Genomic DNA, 24,866 nt, shown 5'->3' on the forward strand with positions numbered 1-24,866 from the left:
ATCTCATAACGCGCTACTTACTCTCCTCCCCCCTTGGGGGGAGGGAGAAGGCGCCGCGCCTTTCAATGAATTCTGAGACAACCTCTCAGGATGAGGCTATGGAGTGCGAGCCCCTCCCGGACCGATCGGCGGAGTGCTCAGGCCCCCAAAATCTCCGATGTCACCCTCAGCTGTCCGACGTCGAAACCGTTCCGGTTCCTGAGCACCGGATTCGCCAGGGCTTCGACAGCCTTGCGCTCGTCATAGGCCAGAGTGAGGAAGCGCAGGACCAGCCCCGCCATCATCGCCTCGGCGGCGCGGGAATTGCCGTCTTCGGCTTTGAGGGCGACGCCGTAGCCGAGTTCGGGGAAAGAGGCGCAATAGACCCCCTCCGCCCCGACCTTCACGAAGGCGCGCTCGCCCAAAAGCTCCATGAGCCTGGTGTCGAAGAGGCCGGTGCCGGCCACCATGAAGGGGTGGCGCGCCACGGCTTTGCGGATCCGGGCTGCCGCCGCCTTGCCGTCGCCCGGCAGGCCGGCGCCGGTTCCGAAACGGGCGAATCCGAAGGCGAGCGAGGGCAGCGGGATCGCATAGGTCGGGATCGAGCAGCCGTCGATGCCGCTCTTCTCGATCGTGTGGCAGGCGCCGGTGATCTCCTCCATCGCCTCGCGCACGCTGCGCTGCACCGGGTGGTCGGCGCCGACATAGCCCTTGGGGTTCTGGCCCCGGCCACAGGCGAGGCAGATGAAGCCCGCATGCTTGCCGGAGCAGTTGTTGTGCAGGGCGTTGGGGCTAGCACCCTTCGCCGCGAGCGCCCGGCTGGCCGCCTCGCCCAGGGGCCAATGGGTGCCGCATTCGAGACAGCCGACGTCCTGGCCTGCCTTGGCGAGCATGGCCTTGGCCACCGCCGCATGCTCCGGCTCTCCGGCATGGGAGGCGCAGGCGAGCGCGATCTCCTCGTCGGTCAGGCCGTACTTGTCCGCGATGCCGCTCTCGACCAGGGGCATGGCCTGCAGCGCCTTGACGGCGGAGCGCGGAAAAACGCGCCTGTCCACGTCGCCGATCGACAGAACCGTGGCACCCTCGGCATCCACCACCGAGACGCTGCCCCGATGGCGCGACTCGACCAGGTTCCCGCGGGTGACCTCGACAAGAAAAGGATTGTTCATCAATGCCCCGTTTGAAAGCGGCGGTGTTTTGGCGGCACTTAACCCAGAAGTCAAAGGGGGTATTGTTTCAAAACCAAGAAAATCCTTGCTCTTTATCGCAGCTATGCGCGGCTTGCAGCCAAACCGAGACCACCCTAAACCGGAAACTTGAGCTAACTGGGAGTTCCCGATGCGTGTCGCGATGATCGGAGCAGGCTATGTCGGCCTCGTGTCCGGCGCCTGCTTTGCGGATTTCGGCCATGATGTCTGCTGCGTCGACAAGGATCCGGCCAAGATCGAAGCGCTCGACCGGGGCGAGATCCCGATCTTCGAGCCGGGCCTCTCCGAGCTCGTCGCCAAGAATACCCGCGAAGGGCGCCTGACCTTCTCCATCGATCTCCAGCAGGCGGTCCGGAACGCCGAGGCCGTCTTCATCGCCGTCGGCACCCCCTCCCGCCGCGGCGACGGACATGCCGACCTCTCCTATGTCTATCAGGCCGCCCGCGACATCGCCGCCGCCATGGACGGCTACACCGTGGTCGTGACCAAATCGACCGTGCCGGTCGGCACCGGCGACGAGGTCGAGCGCGTCATCCGCGAGGTCAGGCCGGATGCTGATTTCTGCGTGGTCTCGAACCCAGAGTTCCTCCGGGAAGGTGCCGCCATCGCCGATTTCAAGCGCCCCGACCGCATCGTCATCGGCAGCGAGGACCAGCGCGGCCTGAGCGTGATGACCGAGCTCTACCGCCCGCTCTATCTCAACCAATCCCCAGTGCTGGCCATGTCCCGGCGCACGGCGGAGCTGACGAAATACGCCGCCAACGCCTTTCTCGCCACCAAGATCACCTTCATCAACGAGATCGCGGATCTCTGCGAGCAGGTGGGCGCCAACGTGCAGGACGTGGCCCGCGGCATCGGCCTCGACAACCGCATCGGCTCGAAGTTCCTGCATGCCGGTCCGGGCTATGGCGGCTCGTGCTTCCCCAAGGACACGCTCGCTCTGATCAAGACCGCCCAGGATTACGAGGCGCCGATCCGCATCGTCGAGACCGTGGCGGCGGTGAACAGTCAGCGCAAGCGCGCCATGGGCCGCAAGGTGATCGCCGCCTGCGGCGGCTCCGTACGGGGCAAGACCGTCGCCGTGCTCGGCCTCACTTTCAAGCCGAACACCGACGACATGCGCGACGCTCCCTCCATTGACGTGATTACGGCGCTGCAGGATGCCGGGGCGCGGATCAAGGCCTACGATCCCGAAGGCATGGGGGCGGCAAAAGCCGTCCTGACGGATGTCGAGTACACCAAGGATCCGTACGACTGCGCCCGCGGCGCCGATGCCCTGGTGCTGGTGACCGAGTGGGATGCCTTCCGCGCCCTCGATCTCGCCCGCCTGAAGACCGCCCTCGCCGCCCCGGTGCTGGTCGACCTGCGCAACGTCTACCGGCCCGAGGAAATGCGCCGCCACGGCTTCACCTATGTGAGCATCGGGAGGGTGTAAGGGGCTCCCCATGTCATCCCCGGCGGCCCTAGGCCGGGAAGAGGATCCACTCACATGCGTTGAGCTGATGGATTCCCTTCCCCTCCGCTGCGCTCCGGCCGGGAATGACACTGCCCCTCATCCTACCCTCGACGTCATCCCCGGACTTGTTCCGGGGACCCACGTCTTCTGCAGCGCGGCGGCTCCCAAGGCGTGGGTGGCCGCAACAAGTGCGGCCATGACGTGAAGGGTGTCATCCCCGGCGGCCGCAGGCCGGGAATGACGTCACGGCGGAAACAGGAAGGTTCTCACTAGCGCAATCCCGTGCCATATCTCCCTGACAGTCGAATCCTCGGAGCGCCCCATGCAGACCTTCTTCGTCGAGATCAAGTGCAAGCTCGGCAAGACCTACGCCGTCGCGAATGCTCTCGCCGACCGGGAAATCGCCTCGGAGATCTACTCGACAGCCGGCAACTACGACATCCTCGCCAAATTCCACGTGGATGACGGAGTCGATATCGGCCACTTCATCGCAGAGAACGTCCAGATCATCCCCGAGATCGCCGACACGCACACGATCATCACGTTCAAGGCGTTCTGACGCCCGCCTCAGGTGACACAAAGCACAGCGCACCGGATGCTTCCGGAATAATCTCGAGACTCCTTCCTCGGAGTGAATCCCATGTCATCTCGGGCGGACTGGCGCAGGGTCTACGACTTCTGGTTCCCCATCGACCTCTCGCAGGCGGAAATCGGCGAACACTGGCGCATGCTGCTGTGGTGGATGCGCGGCGGCGCCAATGCGGAACTCGGGCAGTTTGCGCCGCTGGTCGACGAGGCCATGGCCGGACGGCTGGATCACTGGCTCGAGACGCCGCGCGGCCGGCTCTCCCTGATCCTCGTGCTCGACCAGTTCCCCCGCGGCCTGTTCGCTGGCAGCCCCGAAGCTTACGCCTCCGACGAGCAGACACTGAAGATCGCCGAGGAAGGCTTTCGGAACGGGCATTATGAAGCCCTGACAAGCCTTTATGAGAGATTCTTCTACTTCCTTCCCCTCGCCCATGCGGAGGGGCCGGATCATCTCGAGCGCCTGAAGAGAATCGTCGCGGTCTCCGAACAGGCGGTCGAGGAGGCCCCGGAGCATCTCAAGCCCGTCTGGCAGTTCTCGCTCAGCCAGGCGCAGGCCAATCTCGAGGTGATCTGCCGCTTCGGCCGCTTCCCGCACCGGAACGAGGTTCTCGGGCGCCGCTCCACCGCGGACGAGCTGGTTTATCTGGCGAAGGGCGATTTCGTGCACATGCGCTCGCTGCCGGCCTCCGCATCCTCGGCCATCAGCGCAGTCGGCTGAACGAGTACGCTCACTGCACGAGAGGCGTCGCCTCGGCGGTCGTCCGCTCCGGCTGACGGGCGATTTCGGCCAGATAGGGGCCGATGCCCTCGTAACGGTCGAGGCGGCGGACGATCTTCGAATCGATCCTGTCGTAGAGTTCGGCCACGCTGACGGCGCGGCGCTTACGGCCCTTGCCCTCCATGAAGAGCCCGGAATTGGCCTTGGCCGCCTTGGGGAAGAGCTTGGAGGCCTTCATGTTCGGGTCCTGATCGAGGACCTCGAGGAAGCGAACCGCACTGGATGCGCCAAGGAAATGGGCGAGATAGAGTTCCGCCTCGGCCAGTTCCCGCTCGCCCTCGGCCTGCAATGCACGCTCCACGTCCTTGATCAGCTCGCCGGCCATGAGAGCAGAGAAGAACGGATCCGTCCGCAGGCTCATGATCCATTCCCGCTTCTTCGAATCGACCTCGAGGTCGCCATTCACGTAGCCGATCGCTTCGGCGGCCGCACCGAATCCATAATCGGCGGCATGGCGGTAAACGGTCTCGATCCAGGTGCTGTCGATGAACTGGAAGAGGCCCTGGGCGGAGGATGTCGGCGCCTTGGCCTCCGGCGAGAGGCTCGATTCCACATCCGCCAGGGTCATCATGTAGACCGGGTCGACGCCAGTCACATGGGCCGCCTTGAGGATGGAGTGGACCAGCCATCGGGGCACCGTGCGCCCATTGAACGGAATGAGTTCGTCGGGGTCGCCTGCCACTTCGTCGGGGATGGCCTGGGGTGCGGGCTTTGCGGGGCGTGGCTTCACGAGGGAAAAGGCGCCGTCGAGGATATCCTTGAACAGGCCCGGCGTGGTCAGAAGCTTCGGCGTGAAATCGGCGGAGGCCATCACGACGGACCCGGTGACGTCCTCGCGCACCGGGGGCGCAGCGATGGGTCTTGCGAGCAGTGCACTCGGGAGAGTGGCCACGGCGGCGGGACCGGCGGTCAGTCCCTGAAGGCCCAGAAGGAGGCCTGCGGCCAAGGTGCATTGGAGAAAACCGCGGAGGCTTCCGAACCTGCGCGCATCCGCAACAGGCTGCGGAACCGCGCATAGCAGCGTTCTCGCGTTACTCATTGTCACTCATCCCGCATGGTCCGGTTAGACGCTCGGACCGTCCCTTGTGTCGTTCTGAGACAAGAGTTGACGGGTAGTTGTGACGACAATCGGTCAGCTTGGCCGTAAGAAGCAGGTTTTTGTTAACCTTAGCCGCAGTTTTCCCCGCAAAAGCTGCGAATTGTCTCAGCCGTCACGATGAGGATTGAGCGACGAGTTGCGCATTCGTCCGTTCGAGACGCTTGGCGAGCTCGCGCATGATCGCCAGGGACATCTGCGGGAACTGGGCCAGAAGCTCGAGAAAGACCCGTTTGTCGATTCGCAGCGCCGTGGTCGGTTCCGCGGCCATGATGGTGGCCGAGCGCGGCGTGTCGGACAGGATGCCCATCTCGCCCACGAGGGCGTTGCCGCCCAGCTCCGCCACCTGGATGTCCCCGCCCGGCGTGTTGAGGAGGACGCTGGCCCGCCCATCGAGGATCACGTAGGCCGCATCGGACGGATCTCCCTGCGAGAAGAAGCGCTGGCCGCCGGCGAACTGCACCCGCTCGCTCGTGAAGGCGAGCAGCTTCAGACGGGCCGGATCCACATCCCGAAACATCGGCACCTGCCGCAAGGACTGAACCTCTGCCTCAAGGGTCATACCACCTCTCCTGTTATTCGTTGCGGTGCGTCCGGCTCCGGTCGGGAGGACCGGGGGGCCGGAGCGACCGTCTTTTCTGTAACGATCTTTCCGTCGCGGAAGCGCAACTGAACATCGAACGCGCCCGCCTGTCGATCATTCGGCAAGACCATGAACAGGCTTTGTTGGTCGAAAAGCCCCAGCAGCAGCTCGACCAGTTGCTGGCTGCGGGCCTCGTCGAAGGGTGCGAGTGCCCCATCGATCACGAAGATGTCGGGACGCTTGACTAGGCACCGGACCAGGCTGACGCTCGCCCGCTCCTGCGGCGACAGCAACCTGCCGGCGGTGCCGACCTGATAATCCAGGCCGATCCGCTCGATATCCTCTTCCAGGTTGAGCTCGCGGACGACCGCGGCGACGGCCTCTGCAACCCGGAGGCGCGCATTGGCGACCTGATAGCTGATGCGCCCGAACAGGAGATTGTCCCGCAGCGGAGCCGCCGCGCAGTAATGCTCCGGATCGTAGAATTCGACCCCTTCGGAGGCAGAATTTTCGAGGACTTCGCGGACAAGGCCTCTCGCCTCCACGATCCGGCCCATCATTCGCTCGTCGAGCAGACCGAGACGGTGCCTGGCTTCGATATAGGCGAGCGGCAGGGCCAGGAGCCGTGTCCTGTCATCGCCCTTCAGATTGCCCTCCCCCCGGCCGCGACGGCGCAGGATGGCCTCGAAATCCTTCAGCTCCTCGGCTCCGATGAAGGAGAACTGCTCGAACAGCGAATGCCCCGGGGGCAGGCCTTCGAAGATTTCGGTCATGGTTTCTGCGATCTGCACGCCCATATGCACCAGATCGTCGGTCAGCCCAGCCCGGTCGATGGCGCTGCGGAACTTGCCGTTTTCCGCGAGATTACGCCCCTTGAACTCGTCGGAGATCGGCACGCCGAAAAGAAGATTCTCCGCAACCGAGGCCTGCCGGTTGTAGCGTCCGGGGTCGAACGGCTCGACCAGATCGGCCATGCCGTTTGCCTGGAAGGTCTCGCGCAGGCGATGTCTGGCATCCACCACACGCTCGGCGAGAGTGTTGTCCCGGTCTGGATCGATCCTGCCGGCAAGGCCGAACAGATAGATGGTATCGCCCATGCCGATCCGGTCCAGGAGTTCGATCAGGATGCGATCGAGATCGCCCTCGTCCTTCGCGCCCACGCTCTCGTAGTCGACCCACCGGTCGGCGATGCTCTCGACGGGATTGCCGGTTCTGAGCGCCTCCGCGATGCGCTTGTCCATATCCCGCTTGTCCTCCTCGGTCCTGCTCAACGGCCTGGAGCGGAGGCCATAGATCAGGTTATCGCGGATGCTGCCGGGGAAGAGGGTCGGATCGACGCCCGCATAGGCCATCCTGCGCCCGACGACGGACCGGGGCAATTGCGCCAGATCGCGCTCGCCGATCCGGACCCGGCCGCTGAATTCCTGACTGCGCCGCGCGACGATGCGCGCGAGGAGGCTTGCCGCGGCACCGCCATTCGACACCAGCGCGACGCTCGCAGGCAGGTCGACCGCGAAGGAGCCGTCCTCGATGATCATGTCCCCATGGGGACCGGCGACGCGGATATCCTCGCCGACCAGCGGTCCGACGAGCGGCTCGTCCTGGGCCGCCACCTCGCCGGATTCGAGCATGAGCGGACCGAGCCGCTCGTCTGCGAAATGCTGGGTGACCTGATCGTATTTCACCTGAACGTCGAGACGCTGCTGATCCCAGTCGATCAGCTCCTTCAAAGGCGGCGGCAATTCGCGATAGGCGGCGATGACCGCGACGAGCTGGCCGATGTCGAGCGTACCGCGCAGGGCGAAGTAGCCGCCGATGGAATAGAAGAAGAACGGGGTCAGCTGCGCCAGGAAATTGTTGAGGGATTTGACGAAGAACTTCCGGTTATAAATCTTGAGCCGGACTGTGAAGAGATCGAACAGGCGTTGGCCGATCTCGGCGCGTTCCCAGTTATAGGAATTGTGAACGTGCACGACCTCGATGCCGTCGAGGACTTCGGCGATGCGGCCTGCGAGCTCGCGGGATGCCAGCTGGCGCTGCTTTCCAAGCTTCAGAAGCTCGCGCCGCAGCCGGGGAATGATCGTGAACTGGATGGCGATCACGCCAAGTGCGATCAGGCCGAGCAACACGTTCTGGATCATGATGAAGACCAGCGCCGTGATGGCCTGCATGCCCAGGAAAATCGGCGTGATGAATGCATCCCCGATGAAGCCGCCGATGGGTTCGACTTCGTCCTTGATGATCGTTGCCGTCTCGGACGATTTGACCGTCCGCAGGGCCTCCGGCGTGAAGCGCAGCACCATTGTGAACAGGTCGAAGCGCATGCGCCGCAGCATGCGCTCGCCCAGAATTCCCTTGGCGACGTTGATCCAGTACTTGAACCCCCCGTTGATGATGACGAAGAACAGGAACAGGGTCGAGAGGCCGAAAAGCAGGCCGAGGCGGCCGACCTGGAAGCCCTCGAAGATCTCCAGATGGCTGCCTCCGAGCCATGCCGGAAGGTCATAGCTGAGATGGAGGAAGGGCGCCGTGGGGTTGCCGTCACGGTAGGCGTCGCCCTGGATGGCCTGGTTCACGATCTGGCGAGGCAGATCGAGGGACATGAAGTAAAACGGCAGAGAACCCAGCACTACCGCGAGAACAATCAGCTGGTCGCGCTTCGAATGGTTCCAAATATATCGGAAGAGGCTCTTTTCCATTGCCCAACGGTTACCACTTCTATACCCCTGGATGAACCTCTTTCCGATCTTGGGCACCGCCTTTTTGATCGGTGGGGACCGTAGAAGGTAGAGAAGGGCGACGCGCCGTCAATCGACCGCCCGTCCGATCAATGGGGCAGCCGCATGGCAGACCTGGTGTTGGACTTCGATGGGGATGCAGGTCCCTCCCCGGTGCAGCCCGGGTCTTCAGGTGGCACGAGGGTCCTCATCTACAGTCATGACACCTTCGGCCTCGGACATCTGCGCCGGTCGCGAGCCCTTGCCAATGCCATCGTCCAGGGCCGCCCCGATACCTCCGTCGTCATCATTTCCGGCTCTCCGGTCATCGGCAATTTCGAGTTCGACAGCGGCGTCGACTACATCCGCATTCCCGGCGTCACCAAGCTGCCGGACGGGGACTACCGCAGCCTCAACCTCAATGTGAGCCTCGACGAGGCGGTGGGCCTGCGCCAGGCCCTCATTCTCCAGGCGGCCCAGGCTTTCAAGCCGGATGTGTTCATCGTCGACAAGGAGCCGACGGGCTTCCGCGGCGAGGTCGTGCCGGCCCTGGATTATCTGCAGGCCGCCGGATGTCGCCTGGTGCTCGGCATCCGCGACGTGATGGACGAGCCGGCCCTTCTGGTGCCGGAATGGGAGCGCAAGGGCGCGAAGGAAGCCCTTATCCGCTATTACGACGAGATCTGGGTCTACGGGCTCAAGGATGTCTATCAGCCGCTCAAAGCGCTGAACCTTCCAGCCCATGTGAGAAAGCGGATCACCTATACCGGCTACCTGCGCCGGGACGTGCCGCCGACCCCGTCTCTCACCAAATATCCCAAGATCACCAAGCAGCCCTTCATCCTGGTGACCACCGGCGGCGGCGGCGACGGGGACGATCTGATCGACTGGGTGATCTCGGCCTACGAGGCCGATGCGGAACTCGAACGGCCGGCCCTCATCCTGTTCGGGCCGTTCATCGACCGGGACAAGCGCCGTTCCTTCGTGGAACGGATCGCCAAACAGCCCAAACTCGACGTGATGTCCTTCGACAACAAGATCGAATGGCTCATGAAGAAGGCGGACGCCATCGTCGCCATGGGCGGATACAATACCTTCTGCGAGGCCCTTTCCTTCGACAAGCGCACGCTCATCGTGCCGCGCACCCGGCCGCGGCTCGAGCAATATATCCGCGCCGTCGAGGGCGAGCGTCTGGGACTCGTGAGCATGCTGAGCGACTACAAGGAGCAGCGCTCGCCCGAGCGAATGGCTGCCGCCCTAAGTTCGCTGTCGTCGCAGCCGCGCCCATCGGAAGTGACGATCCCCGGCCTCCTCGACGGACTCGACCGGGTGCAGGAGCGCCTGAAAATCCTGGCGGAAACGAAGACCATGTCCTCGCCTTCGTATCATCAGGCGGCCGAGTAGCGTCACACATGCCCGCTCCGATGACAAACAGGCGCATCGCCGTCGTCGTGAAAGGCTATCCGCGCCTTTCCGAAACCTTCATAGCCCAGGAAATCCTGGCTCTCGAGCAGCGCGACATCGACATCGAGATCTGGTCCCTGCGGCATCCGACGGAACGCGCCCTGCACCCGATGCACAAGGCGATCAAGGCGCGCGTCACGTACCTGCCGGAGCACCTCTACGAGGAGCCGCTGCGCGTGCTTCGCGGCGCTCTCTGGAGCTTGCGGCAGAAGGGTTTCGGACAGACGATCAAGGCTTTCTGGCGCGACCTGAAACGCGACTTCACCGCCAACCGCGTGCGTCGTCTCGGCCAGGCCTTCGCCATGGCCCGCGAGTTGCCGCCGGACGTGCAGCATCTGCACGTGCATTATCTGCATACGCCCGCCTCCGTCGTGCGCTATGCAGCCCTCCTCACGGGCCGGACCTGGACCTTCTCGGCCCACGCGAAGGACATCTGGACGACGCCCGATTGGGAGAAGCGCGAGAAGATGGCCGAAGCGCTCTGGGGCGTCACCTGCACCGCGCAGGGCGCCGAGCATCTCCAGTCGCTTTCCCCGCCTGAGCACGTGTCGCTCGTCTATCACGGGCTCGATCTCTCCCGCTTTCCGGCGCCGCCCGAAAACCGCCCGGCACGGGACGGCTCCGACCCGCTCGACCCCCTGCGCATCGTTTCCATCGGACGCGCTGTGGCGAAGAAGGGTTTCGGCGATCTGATTCAGGCTCTCGCGGCACTGCCTCAGGATCTTCACTGGCGCTTCGTCCATGTGGGCGGCGGCGAGTTGCTCAACAGCCTCAAGAAGCAGGTGCAGGATGCCGGCATTGCAAACCGGGTCGTGTTCCTCGGCTCCAAGCCGCAGCCGGAGATCATAGCGCTTCTGCGGGAGGCGGATCTCTTCGTGCTGCCTTCGAAGGAAGCGAAATCGGGCGATCGGGACGGTCTGCCGAATGTGATCATGGAAGCGGCGAGCCAGGGTCTCGCCATCGCGGCGACGGATTTCGCAGGCATTCCCGAGTTCATCCGCAGCGGCTTGGAGGGCGAACTCGTGCCGCCGGGCGATTGGGAAGCCTTGTCGAACGTCATCAATCTTCTCGCCCGCGACCCTGGTCGCCGACAGGCACTCGGTGCCGCCGCCTATGCGCGCCTTCGCCAGGACTTTTCCATGGAAGGCAGCATCGACGGGCTCGAAGCGCGCTTCCGGTCCCTAACGGGTGTCCCCAAGCGAGAACCGGAGCCGGTGTGACGATCGCGAGGCCGGTTGCGTTCTATGCTCCGCTGAAGAGCCCGAACCATCCCCTCCCTTCGGGCGACCGCACGATGGCGCGGCTTTTGATGAAGGCGCTCGAACGGGCCGGCTACGCACCGACCCTTGCCAGCGAGATCCGGACGCTCGACAAAGCCGGCGACCGTCAGTGCCAGGACGACATCAGGCAGCAATCGCTCGAGGAGGCCGCGCGTCTGATCGAGCATTACAGATCCCTTCCTCAAGAGCGGAAGCCCTGCCTCTGGTTCACCTATCACGTCTATTACAAGGCGCCGGACTGGATCGGCCCGCGCGTCGCGGAAGCGCTCGGCATTCCCTATGTCGTCGCGGAGGGATCGCGTGCCGCCAAGCGTGCGCAGGGCCGTTGGGCGCTTGGCCACGAGGGTTCCGAGGCGGCCCTCGACTGCGCCGATGCGATCTTCGTAATGACCGCGCATGACCGGCAGGCCTTGGAAACCGCGAGACCTTCGCGCCAGGTGCTCGTCGAACTGCTGCCCTTTCTCGATCTGAAAGACTGGCCTGCCACGGGCACCCGGCGCCCGAGCGATGCCGAACCGCGACTTCTCACCGTGGCGATGATGCGGGAGGGCGACAAGCTGGCTTCCTATCGCATTCTTGCGGCGGCCCTCGAGAGGCTACTGCACCTGCCCTGGCAGCTGGATGTGGTGGGCGATGGCGAGGCTCGGAAGGAGATCGTCCAACTGTTCAGTCCGCTGGCGCAACGCGTACGGTTCCACGGTGCCGTCAACAGCAGGCCCGATCTGAGAGCTTTGTACGAGACAGCCGATCTCTTCGTCTGGCCGGCGGTCAACGAGGCGTACGGCATGGTGCTGCTGGAGGCCCAGGCGCTCGGCTGTCCGGTGGTTGCCGGCGCTTTCGGCGGCGTTGCCAGCGTCGTGAAGCAGGGTGAGACCGGATTGCTGACGAAACCCGGCGACATTGCCGCTTTTTCCGATACGGTCGGCGGCCTCCTGCAGGACCGTCACCGGCTTCGCACCCTTGGAGACAATGCATACCGCTTCATAACCCGGGAACGCGATCTCGATCACGCCGCTTTGCGCTTGCGCAATGCGCTCGAACCGATCACGGCTAGAACGGGAGCATGAGCTTGCGCGTTCTGATCGCCGTCACGCATCTTCTGGGAGCCGGGCATCTCACCCGGGCCGCGACCCTCGCCCGCGCCTTCGCGAGGGAGGGACACGAGACCGTGCTCGTCTCGGGCGGAAGCCCTGTCCACGTGGGCGATCCGGGCGCGGCGTCCTTCGTTCAGCTGCCGTCCGTGCGGACCCTCGGCACGAATTTCACGACATTGCTCGACGATGACTCGAAGCCGGTGGACGAAACCTATCTCGCGAAGCGAAGGGCCATCCTGCTCGATACGCTGAATTCTCTCCGGCCCGACATCCTCATCACCGAGCTCTTCCCGTTCGGCCGCCGGGTTCTGGCGAAGGAGTTCATGGCACTGCTCGATGCCGCGCGCGCCATGAGCCCGCGCCCGCGCATTCTCTGCTCGCTCCGCGATATCCTCGTCGCATCTTCGAAGCCGGAGCGGATCGCGCAGGCGCATGAACGCGTGCTCGGCTACTACGATGCCGTCCTCGTCCATGGCGATCCGGACCTCGTTCCGATCGAGGATTCATGGCCGCTGGACGAACGGATCAGGCCGCTCGTCCGCTATACCGGCTACGTCGACGAGAGTGAGGCTCCCATTCCCGAGCGCGCTCGACTGGGCATCGTGGTGTCGGGCGGATCGAGCGCGGCGAGCCTTCCGCTTTATCGAGCGGCCATCGCAGCGGCTCATGGGATTGCCGACCGGCCCTGGCGTGTTCTCGTCGGGAAAGGCGTATCTGAAGCGGAGTTTCAATCACTCCGGGAAAATGCGCCGGCCCATGTCGCCATCGAATGGGCGCGTCCGGATTTCCGCACCCTCCTCGCGTGCGCGGAACTGTCCATCAGCCAGGCCGGCTACAACACGGTCGTGGATCTGCTCCGCTGCAACGTGCAGCCGATCCTCGTCCCTTTCGAAGCCGGCCAGGAGACCGAGCAGCGGCTGCGCGCAGAGCACCTGCAGAAGCTCGGACTGGCGCGGATCGTGCCAGAGGCGGAGCTCTCGCCGGAGACCCTGGCCGGGGCGATCCGAAATGCTCTGGCGAGCAGGCTTTCTGCTCCCTTGTCGATCTCCCTCGACGGAGCGCGGCGCAGCGTCGAGATCGCGGAGAATCTTGTCGGTTTCGCACCGCACCATCGCCTGGAGATCGATTGGTCGCCCCTGGACCGAGCCTTGAAGCACGCCGCGGATCGCGGCTGCCCGATCCGCTTCTGGTGGCGGGACGACGACGCGGTTGCAGATACGCCTCAGCTCGACCGGCTCCTCGCCCTCGCTCGCCGCTACGAGGCCGGGCTCGGGTTGGCCGTTATTCCGGCGGGCCTTGAGGATTCCCTCGCATCCCGTCTGGCGGCGGAAGAAAAAGCCTTTGCCCTCGTGCATGGCCTCGACCATGCCAATCACGCATCCGTGAGCGAGAAGAAGGCGGAATTCGGGGGCCATAGGCCTCTTGCCACGATGGCGGCGGACATCGAGCGGGCTCTCCACCTGACACGCGAGCGGCTGGGGCAAAAGCTCCTGCCGGTCTTCGTGCCGCCCTGGAACCGGATCTCCCCGGACTTGCTCCCCCGTCTTGCGCAGCTGGGCTTTACAGGATTGTCGACCTTCGCCGAACGGGAATCCGCCTTCCCCGCAGCCGGGCTGCTCCAGATCAACACCCATGTGGATCCCGTCGACTGGCATGGCACGAGAAGCCTGGCCGATCCGGCCGAGATCGTCGCCCGTCTCGCGGCAGCCGTCGAACGCCGGGTCGCAGGAGAGGCGGACGGGGGCGAGCCGATCGGCTTCCTCACCCATCATCTGATCCACGACGATGTCATCTGGTCGTTATGCGAAAGGCTTATCGCCCGCCTCGCCGCGAGGGGAATACGCTTCCTGCGACCCGACATATGTTTCGGCTTGGAAACAAGATCACAATTGAGATCTAATGGGATCTGATGCGTTATGCTCATAGTCCCTGGAGGAGCATATGGAAGCGCCACTCCTGTCGGTTCGCCAGCTGACAGTTGATTTCAACACCGATGCCGGAAACTTCCGAGCGGTCGACGGACTGACATTTGATATTCCCAAAGGGAAGACGGTGGCGCTCGTCGGCGAATCCGGCTCCGGCAAATCGGTGACGGCGCAGGCCATCCTCCAGATCCTGTCGAAAAAGGCCCGAATCGAGAGCGGATCGATCCTCTTCAACGACCCGTCGAGCGGCAAGACCGTCGACATCGCTTCGCTGCCGCCTGAGAGCGATGCCATGCATGCCCTGCGGGGCGGGCGCATCGCCATGATCTTCCAGGAGCCGATGACCTCGCTCTCGCCGCTCCACACCATCGGCGACCAGATTTCCGAAGCGCTGATGATCCACGCCGACGTGGATCAGGCCAAGGCAAACCAGCGAACCATGGAAGTGCTCGCCCGCGTCGGCTTTCCCGATCCCAAGCGGGCCCTCACAACCTATCCGTTCGAACTCTCAGGCGGCTTGCGCCAGCGTGCGATGATCGCCATGGCGCTCATCACGCGCCCTGCACTGCTGATCGCGGACGAGCCCACCACCGCGCTCGACGTGACCACGCAGGCCCAGATCCTGGACCTGATCAAGGAACTCCAGATCGAGACGGGCATGTCGGTGCTGCTCATCACCCACGATCTCGGCGTGGTCGCCAATGTGGCCGACGAGGTGGTGGTGATGTATCGCGGCAGGATCATGGAGGCCGGCTCCCGCGAGAACATCTTCCGCAATCCTCAGCATCCCTATCTTCAGGCTCTCATGCGTGCCGTTCCCCGCTTCGCCATGGCGGAGAACGAGCGCCTGACACCGATCCGCGAGGTGACGAGCGCAACGCTCGCCACGGCCAACGCCCCCGAGCGCATCCAGCCGAAAGGCCCCATCCTGAGGGCCGAGCACCTTACGAAGTGCTTCACCCTCCGGTCGGGCTGGTTTTCCGGCAAGATGCGGGAGATCCGCGCGGTCAGCGAGGTCGATCTCAGCCTGCCCGTCGGCAAGACGCTGGGCCTCGTCGGAGAATCGGGCTGCGGCAAGACCACCGTCTCCAAGATGATCATGCGGGCGCTCAATCCCAATTCCGGCCGCGTGCTGTTCGACGACGGCACCGGACCGAAGGATGTGCACAAGCTGGAGGGCGATGCCCTCACCGCCTATCGACGGTCGGTACAGTTCATCTTCCAGGATCCTTTCTCGTCCCTCAACCCGCGCATGACGGTCTACGAGCTTCTGACCGAACCCCTGCGCATCCATAACATCGGCACGTCCGATGAACGCTATGAGCGTGTGAAGCAGCTTCTCGACATGGTCGGCCTCGACCAGCGCTCGCTCCGCCGCTATCCGCACTCGTTCTCCGGCGGCCAGCGCCAGCGTCTCGGCATCGCCCGGGCTCTCGCCCTCGAGCCGCGCGTGCTCCTGTGCGACGAGCCGGTCTCCGCCCTCGACGTCTCGGTTCAGGCGCAGGTGCTCAACCTGCTCAAGGACCTGCAGGCGGCGCTCGGCCTGTCCTATCTCTTCGTGTCGCACAACCTCGCGGTCGTGGACTACATCGCCGACACCATCGCGGTCATGTGCCGAGGCTATATCGTCGAGGAGGCGCCGAAATCCTCCCTCTTCCGCAATCCGGTTCACCCCTACACGCAGGCGCTTCTCGCCGCCGTGCCGGATCCGGACATTGACCGCCCGCTCGATTTCGCGAAACTGCGGGCGGGCCGCTTCTCCCATCCGTCGGAATGGCCCGAGCCGTTCCGCATCAAGCCTGGCGAGTTCGGTGTCATGAAGGAAATCGAGCCAGGTCATAAGGTACGTCTGGGGCACCTGACAGCCCGGGAGGCCGCATGATGCCGCTCAACACCCGTAAAGCCATACTTCTGGCCGCTGCCATCGGCCTGCTCTCGCTGCCGGCCGGGGCGCAGGATTTCAAGGAACCGCCCTTCTTCGCCAACCTGCTGAAGGACAAGAAGCTGCCGCCTCTCGCGGAGCGGATTCCGAAATCTCCCATCGTGGTCGATGCGGCAGGCCAGTATGGCGGCGACATGATCACCCTGGTGCCGCGGCCGCGGGATATCCGCTACATATCCACCTTCGCCTATACCAGGCTGGTCGGCTACGACCGCGACCTGAAGCTACAGCCCGATATCCTGGAAAAGCTCGAGAACGAGGACGACCGGGTCTTCACCTTCACCTTGCGTGCGGGCCACCGCTGGTCGGACGGTTCCCCCTTCACCGCGGAAGACTTCCGGTATTACTGGGAGGATGTGGCGCAGAATGCCGACCTGTCGCCGGCCGGCCCGCCCGAGTTCATGATGGTGGACGGAAAGCCCCCGCGCTTCGAGGTCCTCGACGAGCGGACGGTGCGCTACAGCTGGGACAAGCCCAACCCGCGCTTCCTGCCGCAGCTTGCGGGCCCCATCGACCCGGGCATCTACCGAGCCGCTGCCTATCTCAAGCAGTTCCACGCCAAATATGCGGACAAGGCTGCCCTCGAGGAAAAGGCAAAGCAGCAGAAATTGAAATCTTGGGCGGCCCTGCATAACCGCATGGACGACATGAAGGAGCAGACCAACCCTGCCCTTCCCACCCTGATGGCGTGGCGCATCATGAACGCGGCGCCTGCCAACCGCTTCGTGTTCGAGCGCAATCCCTATTACCATCGCATCGACAGCCACGGACAGCAGCTTCCCTATGTCGACCGCATGCTCATGGACGTATCGGCGAGCGGGCTCTTCGCCGCAAAGGCCAATGCGGGCGAAGTCGATCTCCTGTTCCGCGGCCTCTCCATGAGCGACATTCCCGTCCTGAAGGAGGGCGAGAAGGCGAAGGGCTACCGCACTCTTCTCTGGCCCTATGCACGCGGCACCGAACTGGCGCTCTATCCCAACCTCAACGCGGTCGATCCGGTCTGGCGGCAGCTCAACCGCGACATCCGCTTCCGCCGTGCCCTGTCGCTCGGCATCGACCGCAAGACCTTGAACAACGCCCTGCTCTTCGGGCTCGGCACCGAGGGCAACAACACCATCGTCTCTGAAAGCCCGCTCTTCTCGCCCGAGCTGCGTACCACCAACGCCGGATACGACCCGGCGGAAGCCTCGCGCCTGCTGGACGAGATTGGTCTGACGCAGCGCAACGGCGCCGGCATCCGCCTGCTTCCCGATGGGCGCGAATTAGAGATCATCGTCGAGACGGATGGGGAGAGCAGCCTCGTCGTCGACGGCCTCACCCTCATCGGCGAGTTCTGGCGCGAGATCGGCGTCAGGCTCTTCGTGAAGCCGCAGGATCGCACAGTCCTGCGCAACCGCTCCTATGCCGGCCTGACTGTCATGGTGGCAGCACCCGGTCTCGATAACGCGATCCCGACCGCCATCATGCCGCCGACGGAACTCGCCCCTATGCGCCAGGACAATTATGCCTGGCCGAAATGGGGCCAGTACGTGGAGACCAAGGGCAAGAACGGCGAAGCCGTCGATATCCCCGAAGCCAAGCGGCTACTCGATCTCTATGCGACTTGGATGAACACCGGGAACCGCACCGTGCAGAAGGATGTCTGGCACGAGATGCTGCGCAACCATGCCGAGAACCAATGGTCCATCGGCACCATTTCCGGCGCATTGCAGCCCATCGTCATGCGCAACGGATTGCAGGGCCTTCCCGCCAAGGCGCTCTACAGCTGGGAGCCGACGGCGATGATCGGCATCTACCGCCTCGATGAGGTCTTTTGGAACAAAGCCGCCGGCAAAGAGGCCCGTCGATGATCCGTTTCCTGTTGCGTCGCTTCGTCACCATGGCGGTGACCCTGCTGATCATCTCGGCGCTTGTCTTCTTCATCATCAAGCTGCCGCCGGGGGACTTCCTGTCCAATCAGATCGCCGAGCTGAGGGCGCAGGGCGAATCCGCCTCCATCGCGAAGGCCGAGTTCCTGATCAAGCAATACGGCCTCGACAGGCCGGCCTGGGAACAATACCTGGTCTGGCTCGGCGTGATGCCGGGCCCGAACGGCTTCTCGGGCCTGCTGCAGGGCGACTGGGGCTGGTCCTTCGAATATGACAAGCCCGTCGTGGAGGTGGTCGGCGATGCCCTGTGGCTGACGCTCCTGGTCAATCTCGCGGTGGTGATCTTCATCCATGTGGTGTCGATCCCCATCGCGATCTATTCGGCGACGCGGCAATACTCCGTCGGCGACTACCTTGCCACGTTCATCGGCTATATCGGCCTTGCGACCCCGAGCTTCCTGCTCGCGCTGATCCTGCTCTATTACATGAACCGCTGGTTCGGCATCTCCATCGGCGGGCTCTACGATGCGGAATATGCGGGCGAGCCGTGGGACTGGCCCAAGATCCAGTCCCTGCTCTCGCATCTGGTCGTTCCGACCGTCGTGATCGGGCTCGGCGGCACGGCCGCCATGATCCGGCGCATGCGCGCCAACCTGCTCGACGAACTCGGCAAGCAATATTACGTGACCGCGAAAGCGAAGGGGCTCGGGCCGACCAAGGCCCTCGTGAAATATCCTTTCCGCATGTCGCTCAACCCCTTCATCGCCGATATCGGCAACCTGCTGCCGCATCTCGTCTCCGGATCGGTCCTGGTATCGCTGGTGCTGAGCCTGCCGACGGTCGGGCCCATTCTCCTGAGCGCCCTGAAGAGCCAGGACCAGTTCCTCGCCGGATTCATCTTGATGTTCGTCGCCGTGCTCACCGTGGTCGGCATGCTGATTTCGGACCTACTTCTGGCCTGGCTCGATCCGCGCATCCGGATGGGAGGCGGACGATGAACAACGCCGTCACCTCCGAGCGTCATTACGTCGATCAGGCGCCCTTCGATCCCGGCAAGACCGAGCCAGTCGGCGCCGAAAACGAGAACTTCTACCGCGCCTCGTCATGGCAGCTGATGTGGTGGAAATTCCGTCGCCACAAGGTGGCCGTCGCGGCGGCCTTCGTGCTGCTTGCCTTCTATGCCCTCGTGCCCTTCGTCGAGGTTATTGCGCCTTACAATCAGACCAAGCGGCACGGCGACTTTCTCTACGCGCCACCACAGGCCGTCCATCTCTTCCACGAAGGCCGCTTCATCGGCCCTTACGTCTATCCCTACACCTACAGTTTCGACCTGGAGAGCTTCCGGCGCGTCTATACGGTCGACAAGTCGAATCCGCAGCCGATCCGTTTCTTCTGCCGAGGCGATTCTTACGATTTCTGGGGCATCTGGAAGGCGGACGTCCATGTCTTCTGCCCGCCGGAAGACGGCACCATGTTCCTGCTCGGCACCGACAGGCTCGGGCGCGATCTGCTCTCGCGTATCATCTACGGGGCACGGATCTCGCTCACCATCGGCATCGTCGGCATCGCGGTCTCTTTCGCCCTCGGCCTCTTCTTCGGCGGGCTTGCCGGCTATCTCGGCGGCTGGGTCGATCACGTGATCCAGCGCATGATCGAGATCCTGCGCTCGCTGCCGGAACTTCCCCTGTGGCTCGCCCTCTCGGCCGCCCTGCCGGCGAACTGGAGCCCGATTCTCATCTTCTTCGGCATCACGATCATTCTCGGCCTGCTCGACTGGCCGGGCCTCGCCCGTGCCGTTCGCTCGAAACTGCTCTCGCTGCGCGAGGAGGATTTCGTCAAGGCTGCGGAACTCATGGGCGCATCCAAGAAACGCATCATCGCGCGCCACCTGATCCCGAACTTCATGAGCCACCTGATCGCCTCAGCGACCCTGTCGATCCCGTCCATGATCCTTGGCGAAACCGCCCTCTCCTTCTTGGGCCTGGGCCTGCGCCCGCCGGTCACGAGTTGGGGGGTTCTGCTCAACGAGGCTCAGAACCTCGCCGCGGTGCAGCTCCATCCCTGGCTGCTGTTCCCGATGGTGCCGGTGGTGATCGTGGTGCTCGCCTTCAACTTCATGGGCGACGGATTGCGCGACGCGGCGGACCCGTATCACTAGAGCATTTTTCGGCGAAGTGGCTCCGGTTCGCCGTCAAAAAATGCGGCAAAGCAAAGAGGAGAGATGATTCCACGCCAGTGGAAGCAGCTCTAGCTTATCCTGCGGCAAGACGGCTCCGCCTTGCCGCCTCCAGCGACGCCCTATCTAACCGGTCGAACATCGATTGGATCCGACTTGCGGAGATGGAGCATGACAACGCTGCTTGCAAAGAAAGACGCCATCGCGACCGTCGCGGTCAAGGATCTGGCGAAAGCCAGAGCTTTCTACGAGAACATTCTCGGCCTGGAGCCCGTCGACGGCGAGGAGGAAAGCGTGCGGACCTATCGCACCGGATCCTCGTCCCTCCTCGTCTATGAGTCGGCTTATGCAGGCACCAACCAGGCGACCTCTGTCACATGGCCTCTCGGCGACGATCTCGATGCGGTCATCCGCGACCTGAAGGCGAAAGGCGTCACCTTCGAGCGTTACGACATGCCGGGCGCAAAGCATGACGGCGACGTCCACGATTTCGGCAAGGTGCGTGTCGCGTGGTTCAAAGATCCGGACGGCAATATCTTCAATCTCGGGAATTTCTAGACCGGGCGGCTGCGGAGCCGTTTTCATCAACGGCGGAACATGCGACACAGCCATATCACGCAGCCCGAACAGAGGTATCCCGTGGCCCAGCACCAGCTTGATGCATCCCCCGAGACAATCCATTGGGGCTATTTCGACGCGAAGCTGCCACCGATCCTCACCATCGATCCCGGCGATACCGTCACGATCTCGACCGTGTCCGGCGGACCCGAGGCGATGCCTGGGGCGCCCTTCGTCATCCCGCCGGCCCTGCCTGCCATTCATGCGGCCCACAAACCGAAGCTGCCGGGCCATATCTGCACCGGACCAGTCGCGGTGCGCGGCGCCAGGGCCGGACAGGTTCTGGAAGTGCGCATCAAGGACATCGAGCTGCACTACGACTGGGGCTTCACCTTTTCCGCGCCGCTGAAAGGCGCCCTGCCCGACGACTTCGACGACATCCATTTCATGAACATCCCGCTCGACCGCGAGCGGATGACGGGCAGGCTGCCCTGGGGTTTGGAATTGCCGCTGAAGCCTTTCTTCGGCGTCATGGCCGTCGCGCCGCCTGTGGCCTGGGGTGCACTCAGCACGCTTCCGCCGCGCCGCAACGGCGGCAATCTCGACAACAAGGAGCTGGTGGCCGGCACGACGCTCTACTTGCCGATCCACGTGGATGGAGCGCTGTTCTCCGTCGGCGACGGGCACGGCGTGCAGGGTGACGGCGAGGTCTGCGTCACCGCCATCGAGACCGGGCTGATCGGCACCTTCGAGCTGCACCTACGCGAGGACATGCAGCTCACCTGGCCCATGGCCGAGACGCCGACGCACGTGATGACCATGGCCTTCGATCCGGATCTCGACGATTGCGTCGTCATCGCCCTGCGCAGCATGATCGACCTGATTTCAAACCGCACCGGCATCACCAAGGCCGAGGCCTATGCCCTGTGCAGCCTCGCGGCGGACTTGCGCATCACGCAGGTAGTCAACGGCAACAAGGGCGTCCACGTGATGCTCGACAAGAGCCTGCTGCAGAAGGACCGGCGCTAATCCGCGTCCGGCGGCGGCTCGTCTCCGAAGATGGAGCGGCCGCCGTATGAGTGGGACTTCTCGCGCTCCCGACGGATATGCTCGCCCACGTCGTGACCCGTGGCATGACGCTCGAGAGCGCGGGCCTGATCGTCGAGCCTCTTCAGGGCGAACAGCTCCTCCTGCTGACCGAGCTTCGCTTTCTGTACGGCTGATTTCAGGACGCGGATGGTTTCGTCATAGACGCGCACCGGCACCGGATAGGGATGCCGGTCCTTGCCCCCATGCGCGAAGGAGAAGCGGGCCGGATCGCTGAAGCGGCAGGGCGTGCCGTGCACCACTTCCGCCACCATCGCGAGGGCTTCCACCGTGCGCGCTCCCACGCCCGGCGTCATGAGAAGGTCGGGAAAATCCTCAGGGCCGCGATCGGCCGCCGCCGCAAGCGTTCCATGAAGCCTGCGGAGGACCACGTCCTTGCCGCGCACGTCGTGATGCTCCGGCATCACCAGATGCGGCAGCAGCGGCTGTGGATTCGTAACCGGCGGGGTTTCTGTCGCGCGCTCCTCCAGCGCCAGGAACTTCCGCGCGATGCCATCGGGACCGAGCGTGCCGAGGATCTCGATCTGTGCCCGCCGCGACGCCTCCGCCCGCCGGTCGGTGAGATTGACGATCGTGCCCTGCCCCTTCCCGTCGATGGCCGTATGCGGCTCGTCGACGAAGCTCTTGAGATCCTCCGACAGCCAGTGATAGCGGCGCGCCTGCCGGGATGCGTCGTTCATGCCCTGCTGCACCACTGTCCATTTGCCGTCGTCGGTGACGATGAAGCCGTGGAGATAGAGATCGAACCCATCCTGGATCGCGGCGCTGTCGACCTTCGCCACCAGCCGGCTTGCATCCGCAAGCGCCGCGCCGTCGAAGCCGATGCGCTCGCCGATGGCGATCAATTCGTGTGGTGTCTGTCGCGAGTGCTTTCCGCGCCCGCCGCAGACATGGATCCCGAGTTCGGCCGACAGGGGCGTCAGCCCGCGCTTGAGCGCTCCGAGAACGCTCGTGGTGATGCCGGAGGAATGCCAGTCCATTCCCATCACGGCTCCGAAAGACTGGAACCAGAAGGGATGCGCGAGACGGCGCAGCAGCTCGTCCCGGCCGTAATGATGCACGACCGCCTCGCTGATTACGCCGCCGAGCCGCGTCATGCGGTCGGCCAGCCATTTCGGCACGCGGCCGGAATGCAGCGGCAGGTCGGCGCTTCCGGCGCGCTTCGCCATCGGGTGGATCCTCTCGGAATTGAGTTCTGAAGCAGATGCTATGCCACGGGTTGCCCAGGCAAGCCACGGCACAAGGTAGGCTCAACCCCACCTCTCCCCGGTGGGGAGAGGTCGAGCGCAGCGAGGGTGAGGGGGAGAGCGCTCTCCGGATAAGGCGTAACCCCTCACCCGCCGCGCTGACGCGCGTCGACTCTCCCTCAAGGAGAGGTCGACGCGCCATTCGCTGATAGGCGATCGCTCACATCCTCACTCTAGCCCCCCAAGAGGAAGAGGGAAACACGCACCTGGCTCCGAACTGAAAAAGGCGCCTCGCGGCGCCTTTTCGATTGTTTGCCTTAGCGGCGGCGGGGGCTCTTTTCGAGCCAGGCCACCTGGGCCCCATCACCCCGGCGTCCTTCCGAACGGTTGGAGGCGGGCTTCCCTTGCGCAGGACGCTGACCTTGAGCGGGACGCTGCTGGCCTTGAGCGGGCCGCTGCTGGTTACCAGCAGGCTGGCCGCCCTGCGGCTGAGCGTTGCCGCCGGGCTTTCCGCCGCGGCCGCGACGGCGCTTCGGGCCCCGCTCGGCGTTCGGATCGGTGCTGCGCGACTGGCCGTGGCCCTGATGCCCGCGGGCATGGGGAGCCGGACGGCCGCGCTGCGGCTCGCGACGCTCGGAGGTCTCGGAAGCAGCCGGAGCGGCGGGAAGACCTTCCGGCAGAGGCTGGACAGGCACCTTGAGGCGGGTCAGCTTCTCGATGTCCTTCAGAAACGCCTTTTCCTCGTCGTTGCAGAACGAGATCGCAAGGCCGGTCGCACCCGCACGGGCCGTACGGCCGATGCGGTGGACGTAGGACTCCGGCACGTTCGGCAGGTCGTAATTGATGACGTGGGACACGCCATCCACGTCGATGCCGCGCGCGGCGATGTCGGTCGCGACCAGCACCCTGCACGAGCCGTCACGGAAGCCCGCAAGCGCACGCTCACGCTGCGGCTGCGACTTGTTGCCGTGGATCGCGGCACCCGCGATGCCGGCCTTGTCGAGGCCGCGCACGACCTTATCCGCGCCGTGCTTGGTGCGGGTGAAGACGAGGACGCGGTCGATGGACGGATCGCGCAGGAGCGTCTCGAGCAGGACCTGCTTGCGGTTGGTCTGCACGAAGATCACGCTCTGCTCCACGCGCTCGGCCGTGGTCGCCACGGGCGTGACGGCCACGTGGGCAGGATTGCGCAGGAAGGACTCGGCCAGGCTCGAGATCGTCTTCGGCATGGTGGCCGAGAAGAACAGGCTCTGACGGTCTTTCGGCAGCAGGGTCACGATGCGCTTCAACGCATGGATGAAGCCGAGGTCGAGCATCTGGTCGGCCTCGTCGAGGACGAGGATCTCGATATCGCGGAGGCTGAGCGCCCGGCGGTCGACGAGATCGATAAGGCGGCCGGGCGTGGCGACGAGCACGTCGACGCCAGCGGCCAGAGCCTTCTCCTGGCGGGAGATGGTGACGCCGCCGAACACCACCTCGGTGGTGAGGCGCAGATTGCGGCCATAGACGCGGAAGCTGTCGGCGATCTGGCCGGAGAGCTCACGGGTCGGGCTCAGCACGAGGACGCGGGGGCTCTTGGGCCGGCGCGGCTTCGGGTTCGCGTTCAGGCGATGCAGGATCGGCAGCGCGAAAGCGGCCGTCTTGCCGGTGCCGGTCTGGGCGATGCCGCAGACGTCGCGACCTTCCATGGCATAGGGAATGGTCTGGGCCTGGATCGGCGTGGGCTTCTCATAGCCCTCAGCAGACAAGGCCTTCAGGATCGGCTGGGCCAATCCAAAATCAGTGAAGAGTGTCAAGGTATTATCGTCTTTCGAACGGATGCGGTGAGCCGCAAAGCATGTTCGGCTTTTGGTCAAGCTG

The 24,866-nt window shown here is 64.3% G+C and carries 20 protein-coding genes; 14 read left to right on the forward strand and 6 right to left on the reverse strand.

The window, feature by feature from the left end:
- Positions 1-137 precede the first annotated feature (137 nt).
- A complete protein-coding gene (locus JKL46_RS05305) occupies positions 138-1,148 on the reverse strand; it encodes an asparaginase (protein ID WP_201830513.1) in 1,011 nt (336 codons plus the stop codon).
- Between JKL46_RS05305 and JKL46_RS05310 the strand changes: the two genes are divergently transcribed.
- From JKL46_RS05310 to JKL46_RS05325, 4 genes are all read left to right on the forward strand, one after another.
- Positions 1,141-1,299: a hypothetical protein gene (locus tag JKL46_RS05310; RefSeq protein WP_201830514.1), complete on the forward strand. Its 159-nt coding sequence runs from the start codon at positions 1,141-1,143 to the stop codon at positions 1,297-1,299. The two genes, JKL46_RS05305 and JKL46_RS05310, sit on opposite strands and share 8 nt — an antisense overlap.
- An 18-nt stretch (positions 1,300-1,317) precedes the next feature.
- Positions 1,318-2,622, forward strand: coding sequence for a UDP-glucose dehydrogenase family protein (locus tag JKL46_RS05315; protein ID WP_201830515.1), 1,305 nt, complete (start codon positions 1,318-1,320; stop codon positions 2,620-2,622).
- A 343-nt stretch (positions 2,623-2,965) separates the two neighbouring features.
- On the forward strand, positions 2,966-3,202 hold the full coding sequence (locus JKL46_RS05320; RefSeq protein ID WP_114947155.1) for an Lrp/AsnC ligand binding domain-containing protein: 237 nt from the start codon (positions 2,966-2,968) through the stop codon (positions 3,200-3,202).
- An 81-nt stretch (positions 3,203-3,283) separates the two neighbouring features.
- Positions 3,284-3,949 (forward strand): DUF924 family protein, encoded by a 666-nt coding sequence (locus tag JKL46_RS05325; protein WP_201830516.1) that lies wholly within the window; start codon positions 3,284-3,286, stop codon positions 3,947-3,949.
- 10 nt (positions 3,950-3,959) lie between these two features.
- Here JKL46_RS05325 and JKL46_RS05330 read toward each other — a convergent pair whose 3' ends face one another.
- The 3 genes from JKL46_RS05330 to JKL46_RS05340 form a co-directional block, all read right to left on the reverse strand.
- Positions 3,960-5,048 carry a transglycosylase SLT domain-containing protein gene (locus tag JKL46_RS05330; protein ID WP_201830519.1) on the reverse strand — a complete coding sequence of 363 codons (1,089 nt, stop codon included), beginning with the start codon at positions 5,046-5,048 and terminating at the stop codon, positions 3,960-3,962.
- Positions 5,049-5,220: 172 nt separating this feature from the next.
- A complete protein-coding gene (locus JKL46_RS05335) occupies positions 5,221-5,667 on the reverse strand; it encodes a Crp/Fnr family transcriptional regulator (protein ID WP_201830520.1) in 447 nt (148 codons plus the stop codon).
- Positions 5,664-8,291: an ABC transporter ATP-binding protein/permease gene (locus JKL46_RS05340; protein WP_246529161.1), complete on the reverse strand. Its 2,628-nt coding sequence runs from the start codon at positions 8,289-8,291 to the stop codon at positions 5,664-5,666. Before JKL46_RS05340 ends, JKL46_RS05335 begins: the two co-directional genes overlap by 4 nt.
- 240 nt (positions 8,292-8,531) lie before the next feature.
- Between JKL46_RS05340 and JKL46_RS05345 the strand changes: the two genes are divergently transcribed.
- From JKL46_RS05345 to JKL46_RS05390, 10 genes are all read left to right on the forward strand, one after another.
- Positions 8,532-9,809, forward strand: a complete 1,278-nt coding sequence (locus tag JKL46_RS05345; protein WP_201830524.1) for a glycosyltransferase family protein — start codon at positions 8,532-8,534, stop codon at positions 9,807-9,809.
- Between the two features lie 20 nt (positions 9,810-9,829).
- Positions 9,830-11,089 (forward strand): glycosyltransferase family 4 protein, encoded by a 1,260-nt coding sequence (locus tag JKL46_RS05350; RefSeq protein ID WP_201830526.1) that lies wholly within the window; start codon positions 9,830-9,832, stop codon positions 11,087-11,089.
- Entirely contained in the window at positions 11,086-12,216 is a 1,131-nt protein-coding gene (locus JKL46_RS05355) for a glycosyltransferase family 4 protein (RefSeq protein ID WP_343074018.1), read from the forward strand. The genes JKL46_RS05350 and JKL46_RS05355 overlap by 4 nt, the downstream gene beginning before the upstream one ends.
- Complete coding sequence (locus tag JKL46_RS05360) at positions 12,213-14,153, forward strand: glycosyltransferase (protein WP_201830529.1); 1,941 nt, start codon at positions 12,213-12,215, stop codon at positions 14,151-14,153. Before JKL46_RS05355 ends, JKL46_RS05360 begins: the two co-directional genes overlap by 4 nt.
- A gap of 31 nt (positions 14,154-14,184) precedes the next feature.
- The gene (locus JKL46_RS05365; RefSeq protein ID WP_201830538.1) at positions 14,185-16,050 is read left to right on the forward strand and encodes an ABC transporter ATP-binding protein; all 1,866 of its coding nucleotides are present in this window, start codon (positions 14,185-14,187) and stop codon (positions 16,048-16,050) included.
- Positions 16,047-17,960, forward strand: a complete 1,914-nt coding sequence (locus JKL46_RS05370; protein ID WP_201830540.1) for an ABC transporter substrate-binding protein — start codon at positions 16,047-16,049, stop codon at positions 17,958-17,960. Before JKL46_RS05365 ends, JKL46_RS05370 begins: the two co-directional genes overlap by 4 nt.
- On the forward strand, positions 17,957-18,976 hold the full coding sequence (locus JKL46_RS05375; protein ID WP_201830542.1) for an ABC transporter permease: 1,020 nt from the start codon (positions 17,957-17,959) through the stop codon (positions 18,974-18,976). Before JKL46_RS05370 ends, JKL46_RS05375 begins: the two co-directional genes overlap by 4 nt.
- On the forward strand, positions 18,973-20,136 hold the full coding sequence (locus tag JKL46_RS05380) for an ABC transporter permease (protein ID WP_201830544.1): 1,164 nt from the start codon (positions 18,973-18,975) through the stop codon (positions 20,134-20,136). The genes JKL46_RS05375 and JKL46_RS05380 overlap by 4 nt, the downstream gene beginning before the upstream one ends.
- Positions 20,137-20,325: 189 nt before the next feature.
- Positions 20,326-20,712 (forward strand): VOC family protein, encoded by a 387-nt coding sequence (locus JKL46_RS05385; protein ID WP_343074019.1) that lies wholly within the window; start codon positions 20,326-20,328, stop codon positions 20,710-20,712.
- Positions 20,713-20,793: 81 nt separating this feature from the next.
- A complete protein-coding gene (locus JKL46_RS05390) occupies positions 20,794-21,741 on the forward strand; it encodes an acetamidase/formamidase family protein (RefSeq protein WP_201830546.1) in 948 nt (315 codons plus the stop codon).
- Here the strand turns inward: JKL46_RS05390 and JKL46_RS05395 are convergent.
- Complete coding sequence (locus JKL46_RS05395; protein ID WP_201830548.1) at positions 21,738-22,988, reverse strand: DUF763 domain-containing protein; 1,251 nt, start codon at positions 22,986-22,988, stop codon at positions 21,738-21,740. The genes JKL46_RS05390 and JKL46_RS05395 overlap by 4 nt on opposite strands.
- A 335-nt stretch (positions 22,989-23,323) precedes the next feature.
- Positions 23,324-24,802: a DEAD/DEAH box helicase gene (locus JKL46_RS05400; protein WP_201830550.1), complete on the reverse strand. Its 1,479-nt coding sequence runs from the start codon at positions 24,800-24,802 to the stop codon at positions 23,324-23,326.
- Between the last annotated feature and the right edge of the window lie 64 nt (positions 24,803-24,866).

The organism is Microvirga zambiensis WSM3693 (assembly GCF_016735695.1).
GTDB lineage: Bacteria > Pseudomonadota > Alphaproteobacteria > Rhizobiales > Beijerinckiaceae > Microvirga > Microvirga zambiensis.